The sequence below is a fragment of the Nocardia sp. NBC_01329 genome, from assembly GCF_035956715.1.
Taxonomy (GTDB): domain Bacteria; phylum Actinomycetota; class Actinomycetes; order Mycobacteriales; family Mycobacteriaceae; genus Nocardia.
Genome location: NZ_CP108381.1, coordinates 1,279,301 through 1,294,360, shown reverse-complemented (window position 1 = coordinate 1,294,360; position 15,060 = coordinate 1,279,301). Strand labels below are relative to the sequence as shown.

The window sequence follows — 15,060 nt, the reverse complement described above, 5'->3', positions numbered from 1 at the left end:
ATCCAGCCATAGCGACCCGCAATCAGTTCTACCGCAGTTACCGAGCGCGACGAAACGCAGTAAACGGTAACAGATTCCGGCTATGACCGCTGAAGCGGCGGAGAGTTTACGCGGCCCGCCTGACCCGGCCGTATACGACGCGGCGCGTCGAGGCCCGAACGTTATAGATTTTCGGCGGACCCGATCCGGCTGCCAAGACCCCGAAACACCCGCTCGAAGCCGTCGGGTGCAGTCCGTCCGCGACCCGCGCAGGGCCGGAGCGAACGCGGAGGGCCGCTCAGGCGGCGGAGGTCACCCGGTACACGTCGTAGACACCCTCGACATTGCGGACAACATTCAGCAAATGTCCGAGATGCTTCGGATCGCCCATCTCGAAGGTGAACTTACTGATGGCGACCCGGTCGCCGTGGGTGGCCACCGAAGCCGACAGTATGTTGACCTTCTCGTCGGCGAGAACCTTGGTGACATCGGAAAGCAGGCGCGCACGGTCGAGAGCCTCGATCTGGATGGCCACCAGGAACACCGAATGCGGTGACGGCGCCCACTCCACCTCGATGATGCGTTCGGACTGCGTCTGTAGCGAATCGGCGTTGGTGCAGTCGACGCGGTGCACGCTGACCGACCCGCCGCGGGTCACGAAGCCCAAGATCTCGTCGCCCGGGACCGGAGTGCAGCATTTGGCCAGTTTCGCGACGGTGCCCTCGGCGCCCGGGATCAGTACGCCGGCATCGCCGGTGAGCCGCTGCCGCGACGGCGTGGTGGACGGTGTGGAGCGTTCGGCGAGTTCGTTCTCGACGTCGCCGATACCGCCCAGCTGGGCCATCAACCGCTGCACCACATGGTGCGCGGAAACCTGATGCTCCCCCACCGCGGTGTAGAGGGTGGAGATATCGCCGTAGTGCAGTTCGTGGGCGACGGCGTTCATGGCGTCGACGCTCATCAGACGCTGCAGCGGCAGCCCGACCCGGCGAACCTCCTTGTTGATCTGCTCCTTACCGCTCTCCAGCGCCTCTTCGCGACGTTCTTTGGCGAACCACTGCCTGATCTTGGCCTTGGCGCGCGGCGAAACGACGAATGTCTGCCAGTCGCGACTGGGCCCGGCGTTGGGCGCCTTCGAGGTGAAGACCTCGACGACCTCCCCGTTCTCCAACTGGCGTTCCAGTGCGACCAACCGCCCGTTGACCCGGGCGCCGATGCATTTGTGCCCGACCTCGGTGTGCACCGCATAGGCGAAATCCACCGGCGTCGATTTCTGCGGCAACGTGATCACATCGCCCTTGGGCGTGAAGACGAAGATCTCCGGCGCCTTGAGGTCGAACCGCAGCGATTCCAGGAACTCGGCAGGGTCGGCGGCCTCCCGTTGCCAGTCGAGCAGCTGCCGCATCCAGGCCATATCGTCGACCTCGGCGGCGTCTCCGGAGTGGCGGCCCTTGGTCTCCTTGTAGCGCCAGTGCGCGGCGATGCCGAACTCGGCGGTCCGGTGCATATCGTGGGTGCGTATCTGTACCTCGAGCGGTTTACCGTCCGGGCCGACCACGGTGGTGTGCAGCGACTGATAGACGCCGTAGCGGGGCTGGGCGATGTAGTCCTTGAACCGCCCCGCCATCGGCTGCCACAGCGAATGCACCACACCGACCGCGGCGTAGCAGTCACGCACCTCGTCGCACAGGATCCGGATACCCACCAGATCGTGGATATCGTCGAAATCCTTCCCCTTCACGATCATCTTCTGATAGATCGACCAGTAGTGCTTGGGACGGCCTTCGACAGTGGCGGGGATTCGGGACGCCGCGAGGGTGTTGACGATTTCCGCGCGCACCTTTGCCAAATAAGTGTCACGTGACGGCGCACGGTCGGCAACCAGGCGAACGATCTCGTCGTACTTCTTGGGATGCAGGATCGCGAACGCGAGATCCTCGAGCTCCCATTTGACGGTGGCCATACCCAGCCGGTGTGCCAGCGGCGCGATCACCTCGAGGGTTTCGCGCGCCTTCTTGGCCTGCTTCTCCGGGGGCAGGAACCGCATGGTCCGCATATTGTGCAGCCGGTCGGCCACCTTGATCACCAGGACACGCGGGTCACGGGCCATCGCGATGATCATCTTACGGATCGTCTCGGCCTCGGCGGCCGCGCCCAGATTGACCTTGTCCAGCTTGGTGACACCGTCGACCAGGTGGGCGACCTCGGAACCGAAATCGGTGGTCAGTTGCTCCAGCGAGTACCCGGTGTCTTCCACGGTGTCGTGCAGTAGGGCCGCGACCAGGGTGGTGGTATCCATCCCCAGTTCGGCGAGGATGTTCGCGACCGCCAGCGGATGGGTGATGTATGGGTCACCGGATTTCCGGAACTGGGTCGCGTGCCGCTCGTCGGCGACGTCGAACGCACGCTGCAACTGGGTGAGATTGGCCTTCGGATACAGCTCGCGGTGCACCGTGGCCAGGGGTTCGAGCACCGGCTTCACCGCGGGGATACCGCGCTGACCGGTCATCCGCCGGGCCAGCCGGGCACGTACCCGCCGCGAGGCCGAACTCGGCACCGCTCCGGAAGCGCGGACACCGTCGGATTCGGGCGCGGTCTCCGGGCGCGAACCGGCGGCAGAGGCGGAGGTGGCGGCACCTTTCGACTGCGAGCCGGACGTCTGCTCGACATTCGCCTCGCCCAGATGCTGAGTCATGCCACCACCTCTCCGTGCCGCGGCCGATCACCGCAACGTTCCAGACCACCAACTTTAACCCCCACAGCACGGTGGGAAACCCCCACCGCAACACCATCGACATGTCTCGATATGCCGGATCACCCGGTAGAACGCGCCACCACCCTCCCACGTTCCCCCGGCGGCGGGAGCCGGGTTCATCCCACGAGCCCCGCCGGGGTCAGTTCCAGCTGCCGAGTACCCCGATCTCGTCCAGGAATCGCTGGTCATGGCTCACCTCACCCAGGCGCTCCCCGGTACCCGGCGAGCGCCTGGGTGAGGTGATCGAGACTCACCAGATCGAGATTATTGGTGGGCTCGTCCAATATCAGCAGGCCCGGCGGAGGCTCGGCGAGCAGTAGGACGGCCAGGGCCGCCGGCAGTCGCTCCCCGCCGGAGAGTGCGGCCGCCGGTACATCGGCGACCGCACCGCGGAACGGGAAACGAGCGAGCCGGCCCCGGATCCGTTCCGGTTCGGCGGGCCGGGCGGCGTCGGCGACATTCGCGTAGATGGTCCGGTGCTCGTCGAAGATACCGCACAGTACCGGTCGGGTAGCCGAGACCGATGCGGCCCGGACCGGGCATCGCGTCGAGCCCGTCGAACACCGGAGTTCCATCCGGCCAGGTGAACGAGAGGTCGGAACCAGAAATAGCGGCCACGGCTGCCCCTGGAGGTATCGCTACGGAAGCGGCGCACACAACGCGGCCGCACGAGCGACTACCTCATGAGAGCAACAGCAACTCCGATTCCTCGGAACAAGAGTCCGGCGGGGCTACACCCCTGACCATGGCGAATACCAGAGAATTACGTGCCATATCACACCGCGCTCCCTACGCCGGGCCGAGCCGGTGCGGTAAGGGCCACCCGCCCGCCACCCGGTCACCGACGGGCGGCCCGGTTACACGGCGACGATCGATGTGACCGGGTAATCGCCCTGCCGGGCGCGGCCGCCCAGCGCCTCGAGCTCCAGTACGACCGCCGCCGCGACCACCTCGGCACCGGCCCCGGCGAACAGATCGGCGGCCGCGGCCAATGTGCCGCCGGTAGCCAGTACATCGTCGAGCAGCAGGACCCGTCGGCCCGCCAATGCCACTCCGGTGGCCGGGATCTCCAGAGCTGCAGTACCGTACTCGAGTTCGTACTCCCGGGTGACCACAGGCGGCGGCAGTTTTCCGCGTTTACGGACGGCGAGGACGCCGGTGCCCAGGGCCGTGGCGACACCGGCGCCGAGCAGGAAACCTCGGGCGTCCACCCCGGCGACCAGGTCGATATCGGGTACCAGCGCCGCAAGGCAGTCGACCACGGTCCGGAAGCCCTCGGAATCGGCGAAAACCGGTGTGAGATCGGCAAATCTGACCCCGGGTTCCGGGAAGTCGTCGACCCAGCGGGTGTATCTGCGCACCATCGCGGCGGCCTCGTCACTCCGTCCGGCGACCGCGTCCGCGGCTTCGACCGCCGCATGCTTGCTCATCGACACCTCCATCATCGGCAACCCGCGCATCTCAGCGCTGCAGGACCCACTGGTCCATATTCCAGCCGGATCCAGCCCTGCTGGGCCCCGCGACAGCGTTCTGCAGACCACCGCTGAAAGCGATGGTGCGCGGGGTAGCGAACAACGGAATGCTCGGCAGCCGATCCCACAGCAGGTTCTCCGCCTCCGTGAGCAGATTCAGCTGATCCGTCGAGTTGTCTTCTGCCGCAAGCTGATCCGTGATCGCATCGTAGCGGCTGTTGCGGAACTGACCGGCATTGAGCCCGCTACCGCTGCGCAACCCACTGACCGCGGCGATCCCGTCGAGCGAACCGGCCGGACCCGGCAGTCCGCCCGGGCCGCCGAGAATCGCGTCCACGGCGCCGCCGGGGAGCTGCGCGGACCCGAAGTCCGGAGTACTCGCGTCCTCCACCGTGATCCCCGCCTGTTCACAGGAGTCGGCGATCATCGAGACGGTCCGCGCGCGCCGGGCATCCGGGGCCGGATAGCCGACCCGGACGGTGAGCTGTTTCTTCCCGGCTTCGGTGAGCGCGGCCTCCGCGCCGGCCATATCGCCGTCGGCGAACGGATCGGCGGCACCCGTGACCGCGGGGTAGTACGCCGAATCCGGTTGTACTGTCCGTGAATCCGAGAGGCCCGAACCCAACCCGGTCTCCGGCGCGTCGGTCACCCGGCCGAGCTGGTCGAACAGCGCCTGCCGGGGTACACACAGCGCGAACGCACGCCGTGCGGCATCCGACTCGAAGACCCCGCCGGTGCTGAGCACCAACTGTTCGACACCCCGGCTGGGCAATTGCTGGACAGCGAAAGCGTCCAGGTTCAGCTCGGGCAGCGAACCGGTGCCGATATCGACCACCGAGACCGAACCGTCCTCGATATGCCCGGCAAGATCGGCCGGCTTCGGAAACACGACGATCCGGCCGGTGGCGGGCGCATCCCCCCACCAGCGTTCATTGGCGACCAGAACCAGTCCGTCGTCGAGATCGAAGGATTCGAGCCGGTACGGGCCGGAGGACGGGAAGGCGGTGACGTCGAGATCGCCGGGCGCCAGATTCCAGCCCGTATTCCAGAACTGGGCGAGCCGGTCCAGGGCGGGCCGGTCGTCGTTCTGGACGGCGGCGACGATATCGGGCACATTCGCCGACTGCGCGGCCACATGCGCGGGCATCAGTTCACCGGCACCGAACAGGGTGCGCCAGGGCAGATAGCGGCGGCCCGGCCGGAACACCACGGTGCCGTCCTTGGACCCGGGCTGACATTCCACCCGCTCGATATCCTCGTAACCGGACGTGCTCGCCGAATCGAATCCGGGAAAGCGGCCGCTGCGCGCGGCCCAGGTGAACACCAGGTCGTCACATGAGGTGGGTACGCCGTCGGAGTACACGCCCGCGGGGTTCAACCGGTACTGGATGGTCTGCGCTTCCCCGGGGACCTCCTTGGCGGACCCGGTATCGGAATCGGCGACCGGCTGACCGTTCGGGCCGGTGTAGAAGAACCCGGTGAGCACCCGGCCGAAGACCGTCTGGGCGGCGGCCGCACCCGCGGTGGTCCCGCCGTTGTAGCTGGTGACTGTGGTGTCGACGGCGTACCCGATCGAGGGCACCTTGTCCTTGCCGGAACATCCGGCAGCCAGTGCGGCGGCCGCGGCCGTGGCCGCGAGCAGCGCGATCGTCCGGCGCAGAGATGAGTGTCGCATCGATCTACCCCTCGTCTGTCAGTGCCGCCTCTGTCGTTTTCCGGTGGGGCGGGCGCCGGGCGGAGGTCCGCCGGGCCCGGTCCTGCGTGCATTGCGCTCGTCCCGATCGTCGACAACGCCCGCGGGACGGCGACCGGGTGCCGCCGCGGCCCGTTCCGGACCGGGGACGGGCCGTCCACTCGCCTGCGCCGCACGGCGCGCGTGCACTTTCTTGGTGTGCGCCGCCACCGGGCCCCAGCGTTCCTTGATACTCACCAGCAGCGGAGTCGCGAAGAAGATGGACGAGTAGGCACCGACTACCGTGCCCACGAGCTGTACCAGCGCCAGATCCTGCAAAGTGCCGACACCGAGCATCCACACCGCGATCACCATCAGGCCGAGGATGGGCAGCGCACCGATGAGGGTGGTGTTGATGGAACGCATCAGCGTCTGGTTGACAGCCAGGTTCGCCTGTTCTCCGTAGGTGCGCCTGCTGGTGTGCAGGACACCACGGGTGTTCTCCTCGACCTTGTCGAAGACGACCACCGAATCGTAGAGGGAGAAACCGAGGATGGTGAGCATGCCGATCACCATCGCGGGTGTCACCTCGAAACCGACCAGCGAGTACACGCCGGCGGTGACCAAGAGGTCGAAGACGAGCGCGGCCAGCGCGGCCAACGCCATATCGCGTTCGTATCGGATCCCGATGTAGACACTGACCAGTACCAGGAACACCGCCAGCGCGATCAGCGCCTGCCGGGTGATCTGGCCGCCCCAGGTCTCGCTCACATCGGAGGCACTGATGGCGTTGCGGCTCGGATTCCCGCTGTCGTCGCGAGGCTGGAACTCGTCGAACAGCGCGGTCTGCAGAGAGCCGAGCTGTTCGACGTTCAGGGTTTCCGAGCGGATCAGAATGGTCTTACCGTCGCCGGTACCCACAGTCTGCACCGATTCGGGATCCGAACCGATGGTGTCGCTGTAGACCTTCTCCACCTGCTCGGTGGTGACATCGCCGGCCGGAAGCTGGATCCGGGAGCCGCCGACGAAATCGATACCGAAGGTGAACCCGCGCACTGCCATGCTGAGCAGGCAGACCAGCACGATCGCGGCGGTGATCAGATACCAGCGGCGGCGGTTGCCGACCACGTCGAGCACACCGGTACCGGTGTAGAGCCGGTTCATCCAGCTGTGCCGGACCCCGGAGGGACGCGGCGCGGAGGGTTGGGGCTTGTCCATCGTCACGGGACCGTTCATCGTCACGCCTTCCCGACCGCGGCTTCGGCCGCCTTGCGTTCACGGGCGAGTTCCTGCATCGCACCGAGGCCGTTCACCGACGGTTTGCCCCAGAAGGTGGACCGGGACGCCAGGTGGACCAGCGGCGCCGTGACCAGCACGACCACGATCACATCGAGAATGGTCGTCAATCCGAGCGTGAACGCGAAGCCGCGCACCTGTCCGACCGCGAGCACGTACAGCACGGCGGCGGCGATGAAGCTGACGGCATTGCCGGACAGGATGGTCTTACGGGCGCGCTGCCAGCCACGTGGCACCGCCGACCGGAAACTCCGGCCCTCGCGCATCTCGTCCTTGATGCGTTCGAAGAAAACGACGAACGAGTCGGCGGTCATACCGATACCGATGATGAGACCGGCGATACCGGCCAGATCCAGCGTGAACCCGATCCAGCGGCCGAGCAGGACCATGATTCCGTACACCGCGATACCGGACCCGATCAGCGACAACGCGGTGATGAACCCGAGCATCCGGTAGTAGATCAGGCAGTACACCAGGACCACGATCAGGCCGACCGCACCGGCGAGCAGACCCGCCCTCAACGAGGACAGACCCAGGGTCGCCGAAACCGTCTCGGCCTCGGAGGTCTGGAACGACAGCGGCAGCGAACCGTACTTCAGGGTGTTCGCCAGTTCCTTGGCACTGGCAGCATTGAAATCGCCGGAGATCGAGGTACGCCCGCCCAGCTGGGGTCCCTGCTGGACCACCGGCGCACTGACCACTTCCGAATCCAGTACGAAGGCAACCCGCTGCTGGACGTACTCACCGGTGAGCGAGGCCCAGGCATCGCTACCGCTGCCCTTGAACTCGAGGTTCACCTCATGGCGGGCCTGCTCGGTGTTCAGGCCGGATGTCGCGTTCGCGATCTCTTGCCCGTCGATCCGGCTCTTGTCGAGCAGGAACACCTCTTTACCGTCGGTCGAACAGGTGACCAGCGGCAGATTCGGATCGTCGTTACCGGCCAGCGGATCGGCCGCGGTGCAGTCCATCGACGCCATGGCGAGCTGCTGCGTCGTGGGATCGGTGCTCTGCCGGATGGCCTTGGCCATCTCGATCTCCTGCTGCGCCTGCTCCTGCGGGGTGAGCGACCCATCGGCGGGCGGCTGCTGACCACCCGGATCCTGCGGCGCCGGGGCCGGGGCCGTCTCGGCAGGTGCCGAAGGCTCCGCCGGCGGCTCACCGGGAGCCTGCGCCGGGTGGACGTCGATTTCGCTCTCCGGCAGCGGTGCGGCAGCGGGAGTCTCCTCGGCCGGTGCGGTGGCGCCGGTATCGGGAGTCGCCGCGCCGTCCTGGGCGCCGCTGTCCGGGGTTGCGCCGGCGTCAGCGCCTGTGCCGTCTGCGCCGGCGCCGGGGACTGTGCCGTCTGCGCCGGCATCGGGGACTGTGCCGTCTGCGCCGGCATCGGGGACTGTGCCGTCTGCGCCGGTACCGGGAACGCTGCCTGCCGCGCCGGCCGGAGCGGGCGCGGCAGGCTCCGGGGCCGGAGCGGTGCCCGGAGCCGGCTGCCCCGGCGCCTGCTGCGCGCTCGGCGCCGCAGCGGAATTCAGGACGGGCCGGATATAGAGCTTGGCGGTACTGGCCAGGGTGCGTGCCTGCTGGCTGTCCTCACCCGGCACGGTGATGACCAGGTTGTCCCCGTCGATCACGACCTCGGAACCGGAGACACCGAGACCGTTGACCCGGTTCTCGATGATCTCCTGCGCCTTGGTGAGACTGTCCTTGCTGGGCCGGTTCCCGTCGGGCGTTCGCGCGGTCAGGGTGACCCGGGTACCACCCTGCAGGTCGATGCCGAGTTTGGGTGTCGGTGATTTGTCACCGGTGAAGAACACCAGCGCGTAGATCGCGGCCACCAGCACGCCGAACACGGCGAGCCAGCGGAATTGGTGCGCCGATCCCTGGGACGGTGGCACAGGTCGTCATCTCCTAGGCGGAAGTTCTGGGGTGGAACGGCCACGGCACATGCCTATACCACCGGTCGCCCGGGATATCCGGTCCGGTGGCCGGGCCGTGGTGATCAGTCCTTGGTCAGCCGGGTTTGGGTCTGCTCGGGGGTCTCCTCGGCGGCGGGGGCAGCGGGCGAGTCGGTGGACTCGGCGCCCTCGGCATCCGTACCGGGGGTCTCCTCGGCGTCACCGGCGGTCTCGCCGTCGGTCCGCACATCGCGGATCGCGGCACGCAGCCAGGTCGTCACGACGTCCTCGGCGATCTCGAGATCGACACTGGTGTCGTCGGCCTCGATCACGGTGCCGTACAGGCCCGAGGTGGTGGTGACCCGGTCACCGACCTTCAGACTGTCCTGCATCTGGGCGACTTTGTCGGCCTCTTTCTTCTGGCGGCGCATGCCGAGAAACATCGGCACCAGCAACGCGACCAGTATGAGCGGAAACAGCAGATCCATGGTCGAAGTCAGTTCCTGATCTGGGTGAGGAGAGGGACAGGTACGCACACAGTCTGCCAGTTCTCCGGATCCGCGCCACACCCGCACGCCCGAACACGCGGTGTCCGGGCGCCACCGCGTCGAGCCGGTGGCACAGATCACCCCCGGGCGAAGGCCTCGCGGTGCGCGCTCGGCCCCGCGATAATCGACAGATGACTCCCGAGGAAGTTCACGAGATCGCTTTTACACGAGCGCCATTCGGGCGCCGAGGGTACCGGGAACAGGATGTCGACGAGCTACTGGACCTCGTCGCCGCCGCACTGCAGGGCCGCGCCACACTCACCGGCGAGACCCTCGGTCGCGGGTTCCGCGCCCCGTCGGGAGTGTTCGGGCGCGGCTATCACCCGGATCAAGTGGATGCCTTTGTGGAACGCGTCCGTCACGAATTCGGCCTCTGAGCGATTCGGTGGGGTGTCACCGGGCACGGACGCGGCTCCTCACTCGAACAGGTCGAGTGTCGGGTGGGGTTCGCGACTCCGGACCTCCAGCGCGCCGAACACCAGGTCGGGGGGCGGGGTCAGGCCCAGGTGCGACCAGGCGGTAGCGGTGGCGACACGCCCGCGCGGTGTACGTGCGACCATCCCGGCCCGAACCAGGAACGGTTCGCACACCTCCTCGACCGTCGCCGGTTCCTCACCGACCGCCACGGCCAGCGTCGATACACCGACCGGCCCTCCACCGAATCCACGGACCAGGGCCCCCAGCACTGCCCGGTCGAGCCGGTCGAGCCCCATCGGATCGACGTCGTAGACCTCGAGCGCGGCGCGGGCGACGGCGAGGGTGATCAGCCCGTCGGCCCGCACCTCGGCGTAATCGCGGACCCGGCGCAGCAGCCGGTTGGCGATCCGCGGCGTCCCGCGGGAGCGGCCCGCGATCTCGGCCGCGGCGTCGGTGTCGATACCCACCCCGAGGATCTGCGCGGAGCGCTGCAGGATCAACAGCAGTTCATCGGGTTCGTAGAAGTCCATGTGGCCGGTGAATCCGAACCGGTCGCGTAGCGGGCCGGTCAACGCGCCGGACCGAGTGGTCGCCCCCACCAGAGTGAACTGGGCGATATCGAGAGGGATCGAGGTCGCGCCCGGTCCCTTCCCGACCACCACGTCGACCCGGAAATCCTCCATCGCCAGGTACAGCATCTCTTCGGCGGGCCGCGCGATACGGTGGATCTCGTCGATGAACAGCACGTCCCCGGGCACCAGATTGCTGAGCATGGCGGCCAGATCACCGGCCCGTTCCAGGGCCGGCCCGGAGGTGATTCGCAATGCGGTGCCCAGTTCGCCGGCGATGATCATCGCCAGGCTCGTCTTACCCAGACCCGGCGGTCCGGACAGCAGGATGTGGTCGGGGGTGCCGCCGCGCGCCCGGGCGCCACGCAGCACCAGTTCCAACTGTTCGCGCACGCGCGGCTGGCCGATGAACCCCTCCAGCGAGGTCGGGCGCAGCCCGGAGTCGGTATCGCCGTCGGAGGCCAGGTATCCGGCGCTGACCGGGGATTCCGTGGAATTCGGGGGGTCGTCGTGCTCCATCGCGGCCTACCGGTTCTTACCCAGAACCGCGAGCGCGGCACGCAACGCAGCCGAATTCCCGGCGTCCGGATTCTCGGTCAAGACGGCGTCCACTGCCGATTCGGCCTGTTTGAGCGGGAACCCGAGACCGGTGAGTGCCTCCACCACCTGATCGCGGACCGGAGTGTGTACCGGCACGACCGCGGCAGTGCCGTCCGCTGGTACCGGAACCAGATTCACCTTGTCCCGCAGTTCCACGACCATCCGTTCGGCCCCACGTTTACCGATCCCCGGAACGCGGGTGAGCGCCGCGATATCCCCGGCGGCCAGCGCCTTGCGCAACGCCTCGGGCTCCAGCACCGCCAGCACGGCCATGGCCAGTCGGGGACCGACCCCGGATACGGTCTGCAGCAGGCCGAACAGATCGCGCGCCTCGGTGTCGGCGAACCCGTACAGGGTCATGGAGTCCTCGCGCACGATCAGCGCCGTATACAGCCGGGCCTGCTCACCACGGGTGAGCCCGGCCAGCGTCGCGGGGGTCGCGTTGAGCTGGTATCCGACGCCGGACGCCTCCAGCACCACATGGTCGAGGGCGAGTTCGAGAACTTCGCCGCGAATGGACGCGATCACCCGCGCACCGCCTTCCGCTGCTGTTCCAGTCGTTGTGTGTACTGCTGCCGAGCTCGCGCGGCCAGGGCCTCGGCCCTGGCCATCCGTTCCAGCAGCGGCGCCCGCCAGCAGTGACAGATGGCGAGTGCGAGCGCATCGGCGGCATCGGCCGGTTTCGGTGGTGCCGCGAGCCCGAGGATCCGGGTGACCATGGCGGTCACCTGTTTCTTGTCCGCGGTGCCGCTACCGGTGACGGCCGCCTTCACCTCACTGGGAGTATGGAACATCACCGGGATCTCGCGGCGCGCGGCTGCCAGCGCGATAACGCCGCCGGCCTGTGCGGTACCCATGGCGGTGCGCACATTGTGCTGCGCGAACACACGCTCGACCGCCACGACCTCGGGATGGTGGGTGTCCATCCATTCCTCGGCGGCGTCGGAGATACGCAGCAGGCGCTGGGAAAGATCCATATCGGCCGGAGTGCGGACCACATCGACCGCGATCGCCCGGACGGTGCGCCCGGTTCCCCCTTCGACCATGCTCACCCCGCACCGGGTGAGCCCGGGGTCGACGCCCATCACCCGCACCCGACGAATCCCTTCCCAGAACGAACAGTTGTTCGAAGTCTAGTGCAGGACCTGATATCTCGACGCCAGTGACACGGACCCGGGTCGCCGGGCGTTCAGGAACCCTGTTGCGCTGCGAAGATGTCGTAGGCGGTGGTGTCGAAGAGTACGAACCGCGCCTCCTCGACCCGCGTCGACCTGCCGCTCGGTGATATCCCGGTGCACAAGAGTCACAGCGACCATCTCGTCATTGTGCCGCCGCTCGCGGCCCCTCCACGGGGCACACCCGCCGCTCTCCTGATCGAGACCTGACAGGTTCCATGGACAAACGCGTAACCAACTGGTTACACTTTTGTGGTGGACGAGGTGGCCGCGGCGATTGCCGACCCGATACGGCGGGAGATCCTGGAGATGCTGCGCGGCACCCGCCACACCGCGGGCGCCATCGCGGCCCGGTTCCCGATCAGCCGGCCCGCAATCAGCCGGCATCTGCGGGTCCTGCGCGACAGCGGCCTGGTTCGCGACGAACTGGTGGGGCGGCAGCGGTACTACGCCCTGGACACCGCGCCACTGCGCGACTTGCGCACCTGGCTCACCGCCCTGGACGCACCCGCAACCTGGGAACACCGGCTCGACGCGCTGGCTACCGAGGTCTACCGAACCCGGCGAGAACGCCGGGACGACACCATCCGGCCGGAGCCGGGCGCACCGCGTTCCGGTAATTCGGCAATTTCCGACGACGAGGAGCACTCGGCATGAGCATCCGTCCCACCGGCCGCTTGGAACCCACACCGGGCGGTCACGATCTGATCCTCACCCGCACCTACCGCGCGCCCATCGAGGACGTCTGGGCCGGTATCACCGAATCCGAGCGCACCGCCCGCTGGTTCGGGCCGTGGGAGGGCGATGCGGGACCTGGCCGGACAATCCGGGTGAAGCAGTCCTACGAGGAAGGACAACCGTGGAGCGAGTACACCATCGAGATATGCGACCCACCGAGTCGGCTCGCCCTGCGCGCCGTGGACGAGCACGGCAGCTGGCATCTCGAGGTGACGCTCTCCGAGCAGGACGGGCAGACCGAGTTGGAATTCGTCCACCATCTGGATTCGACTCGGGAGCTTCCCGAGATCGGGCCGGGGTGGGATTACTATCTCGACGCGTTCGGGGCGTCGCGCAGCGATGCGCGACGCCCCGACTTCGACGATTACTATCCCGCGTTGCGGGATTACTACACGAACCTCACCGACTAGTCGGCATCCAGTTCGGCGAGTACCTCGTCGGAGATATCGACATTGGTGTAGACGTTCTGGACGTCGTCGCTGTCCTCCAGCGCGTCGACCAGCTTGAACACCTTCCGGGCGCCCTCCGCGTCGACCGCGACACTCACCGACGGCTGGAAACCCGATTCCGCCGAGTCGTAGTCGATGTCGGAGGACTGCAGCGCCTTCCGGACCTCGATCAGATCACCGGGCTCGCTGATCACCTCGAACGATTCGCCGAGATCGTTGACCTCCTCGGCACCGGCGTCCAGGACCGCCGTCAGCACATCGTCCTCCGAGAGACCGTTCTTCTCGAGAGTGACGACACCCTTGCGGTGGAACAGATACGAGACCGATCCCGGGTCTGCCATGTTCCCGCCGTTGCGGGTCATGGCGACGCGCACCTCACCGGCGGCCCGGTTGCGGTTGTCGGTGAGGCACTCGATCAGCACGGCGACCCCGTTGGGGCCGTAGCCCTCGTACATGATCGTCTGCCAGTCGGCGCCGCCGGCTTCCTCGCCGCCGCCGCGCTTACGTGCGCGCTCGATATTATCGTTGGGAACCGAGGACTTCTTGGCCTTCTGGATGGCATCGAACAGCGTCGGGTTGCCTTCCGGATCGCCACCGCCGGTCCGGGCCGCCACCTCGATGTTCTTGATCAGCTTGGCAAAGAGCTTGCCACGCTTGGCATCGATCGCTGCCTTCTTGTGCTTGGTGGTGGCCCATTTGGAGTGGCCGCTCATTCCCAACTTCCTTCAGGTCGATGGCACGGTATCGGTCGATAACGCTACGCCACGCACCAGATCGACGAACATTCGGTGCACACGGTGATCACCGGTCACTTCCGGGTGGAAGGCGGTGGCCACGACCGGGCCCTGCCGTACTGCGACGATCCGCCCCGCGGCCGGACCACCCGGTACCCGGGCCAGCACCTCGACCCCGTCGCCGGCCCGCTCTACCCACGGGGCCCGGATGAACACCGCCCGGACCGGACCTCCGGGCAGACCGGTGAACTCGACATCGGTCTCGAACGAATCGACCTGACGCCCGAAGGCATTGCGGCGCACCGTCATATCGATTCCGTTCAGGTGCTGGGCATCAGGGCGGGTGTCGAGCACCTCGCTCGCGAGCAGGATCATACCGGCGCAGGACCCGAAGGCCGGCATCCCGGCGCGCAGCCGGGCCCGTAGCGGTTCGAGCAGTTCGAAGATCTCCAGCAGTTTGCTGATCGCGGTGGATTCCCCACCGGGCAGTACCAGCGCATCGACCGCGGCCAGTTCGGCTGGTCGGCGGACCAGGACCGGGCGGGCACCGCACTCGGCGAGTACGGCGATATGTTCCCGGACATCACCCTGCAGGGCCAGCACGCCGATCGTGGGCTGGGTGGGTGCGGCACCGGCCTCCGGCTCGGCCACCGATTCCGGGGAAACCGCAGACTCGTTCACCTGTGCGAGCTTACGAGCCGGGCCGGTGTGCCCGGGGTCACCCCCGGCTCCCGGCGGGCGGCGCCGGTATATCCGCGGGCCGGTTC

General features: G+C 67.4%; 14 protein-coding genes and 1 pseudogene. 3 read left to right on the top strand and 12 right to left on the bottom strand.

The annotated features are described in order from the left end of the window. Nucleotides 1-277: 277 nt before the first annotated feature. The 7 genes and pseudogenes from OG405_RS06060 to yajC form a co-directional block, all read right to left on the bottom strand. Nucleotides 278-2,674, bottom strand: a complete 2,397-nt coding sequence (locus OG405_RS06060) for a RelA/SpoT family protein (protein WP_327150637.1) — start codon at nucleotides 2,672-2,674, stop codon at nucleotides 278-280. Between the two features lie 176 nt (nucleotides 2,675-2,850). Further along, nucleotides 2,851-3,240 (bottom strand): annotated as a pseudogene (locus tag OG405_RS06055) (ABC transporter ATP-binding protein); the annotation flags it as partial. Between the two features lie 351 nt (nucleotides 3,241-3,591). Further along, a complete protein-coding gene (locus OG405_RS06050) occupies nucleotides 3,592-4,098 on the bottom strand; it encodes an adenine phosphoribosyltransferase (protein WP_442790727.1) in 507 nt (168 codons plus the stop codon). Nucleotides 4,099-4,195: 97 nt separating this feature from the next. Beyond that, nucleotides 4,196-5,881 carry an ABC transporter substrate-binding protein gene (locus OG405_RS06045; RefSeq protein ID WP_327150635.1) on the bottom strand — a complete coding sequence of 562 codons (1,686 nt, stop codon included), beginning with the start codon at nucleotides 5,879-5,881 and terminating at the stop codon, nucleotides 4,196-4,198. An 18-nt stretch (nucleotides 5,882-5,899) separates the two neighbouring features. Continuing rightward, on the bottom strand, nucleotides 5,900-7,114 hold the full coding sequence (secF, locus tag OG405_RS06040; protein ID WP_327150634.1) for a protein translocase subunit SecF: 1,215 nt from the start codon (nucleotides 7,112-7,114) through the stop codon (nucleotides 5,900-5,902). Between the two features lie 2 nt (nucleotides 7,115-7,116). Further along, nucleotides 7,117-9,063: a protein translocase subunit SecD gene (secD, locus tag OG405_RS06035; RefSeq protein WP_327150633.1), complete on the bottom strand. Its 1,947-nt coding sequence runs from the start codon at nucleotides 9,061-9,063 to the stop codon at nucleotides 7,117-7,119. Nucleotides 9,064-9,167: 104 nt separating this feature from the next. Next, nucleotides 9,168-9,551 carry a preprotein translocase subunit YajC gene (gene yajC, locus OG405_RS06030; protein WP_327150632.1) on the bottom strand — a complete coding sequence of 128 codons (384 nt, stop codon included), beginning with the start codon at nucleotides 9,549-9,551 and terminating at the stop codon, nucleotides 9,168-9,170. Nucleotides 9,552-9,742: 191 nt separating this feature from the next. On the opposite strand from yajC, the gene OG405_RS06025 reads away from it, so the two are divergent. Further along, complete coding sequence (locus OG405_RS06025; protein ID WP_327150631.1) at nucleotides 9,743-9,988, top strand: DivIVA domain-containing protein; 246 nt, start codon at nucleotides 9,743-9,745, stop codon at nucleotides 9,986-9,988. 39 nt (nucleotides 9,989-10,027) lie between these two features. Here OG405_RS06025 and ruvB read toward each other — a convergent pair whose 3' ends face one another. From ruvB to ruvC, 3 genes are read right to left on the bottom strand one after another with little or no spacing between them, the layout of a single operon-like run. Next, a complete protein-coding gene (gene ruvB, locus OG405_RS06020) occupies nucleotides 10,028-11,116 on the bottom strand; it encodes a Holliday junction branch migration DNA helicase RuvB (protein WP_327150630.1) in 1,089 nt (362 codons plus the stop codon). Nucleotides 11,117-11,122: 6 nt separating this feature from the next. Then, on the bottom strand, nucleotides 11,123-11,725 hold the full coding sequence (gene ruvA, locus OG405_RS06015; protein WP_327150629.1) for a Holliday junction branch migration protein RuvA: 603 nt from the start codon (nucleotides 11,723-11,725) through the stop codon (nucleotides 11,123-11,125). Then, the gene (ruvC, locus tag OG405_RS06010) at nucleotides 11,722-12,291 is read right to left on the bottom strand and encodes a crossover junction endodeoxyribonuclease RuvC (RefSeq protein WP_327150628.1); all 570 of its coding nucleotides are present in this window, start codon (nucleotides 12,289-12,291) and stop codon (nucleotides 11,722-11,724) included. Before ruvC ends, ruvA begins: the two co-directional genes overlap by 4 nt. A 336-nt stretch (nucleotides 12,292-12,627) precedes the next feature. Between ruvC and OG405_RS06005 the strand changes: the two genes are divergently transcribed. Continuing rightward, nucleotides 12,628-13,029, top strand: coding sequence for a metalloregulator ArsR/SmtB family transcription factor (locus OG405_RS06005; protein WP_327150627.1), 402 nt, complete (start codon nucleotides 12,628-12,630; stop codon nucleotides 13,027-13,029). Further along, nucleotides 13,026-13,520: an SRPBCC family protein gene (locus OG405_RS06000; protein ID WP_327150626.1), complete on the top strand. Its 495-nt coding sequence runs from the start codon at nucleotides 13,026-13,028 to the stop codon at nucleotides 13,518-13,520. The genes OG405_RS06005 and OG405_RS06000 overlap by 4 nt, the downstream gene beginning before the upstream one ends. Here OG405_RS06000 and OG405_RS05995 read toward each other — a convergent pair. Both OG405_RS05995 and pdxT read right to left on the bottom strand, forming a co-directional pair. Then, on the bottom strand, nucleotides 13,517-14,272 hold the full coding sequence (locus tag OG405_RS05995; RefSeq protein ID WP_327150625.1) for a YebC/PmpR family DNA-binding transcriptional regulator: 756 nt from the start codon (nucleotides 14,270-14,272) through the stop codon (nucleotides 13,517-13,519). The two genes, OG405_RS06000 and OG405_RS05995, sit on opposite strands and share 4 nt — an antisense overlap. 12 nt (nucleotides 14,273-14,284) lie before the next feature. Next, on the bottom strand, nucleotides 14,285-14,944 hold the full coding sequence (pdxT, locus tag OG405_RS05990; RefSeq protein WP_442790726.1) for a pyridoxal 5'-phosphate synthase glutaminase subunit PdxT: 660 nt from the start codon (nucleotides 14,942-14,944) through the stop codon (nucleotides 14,285-14,287). Nucleotides 14,945-15,060 lie beyond the last annotated feature (116 nt).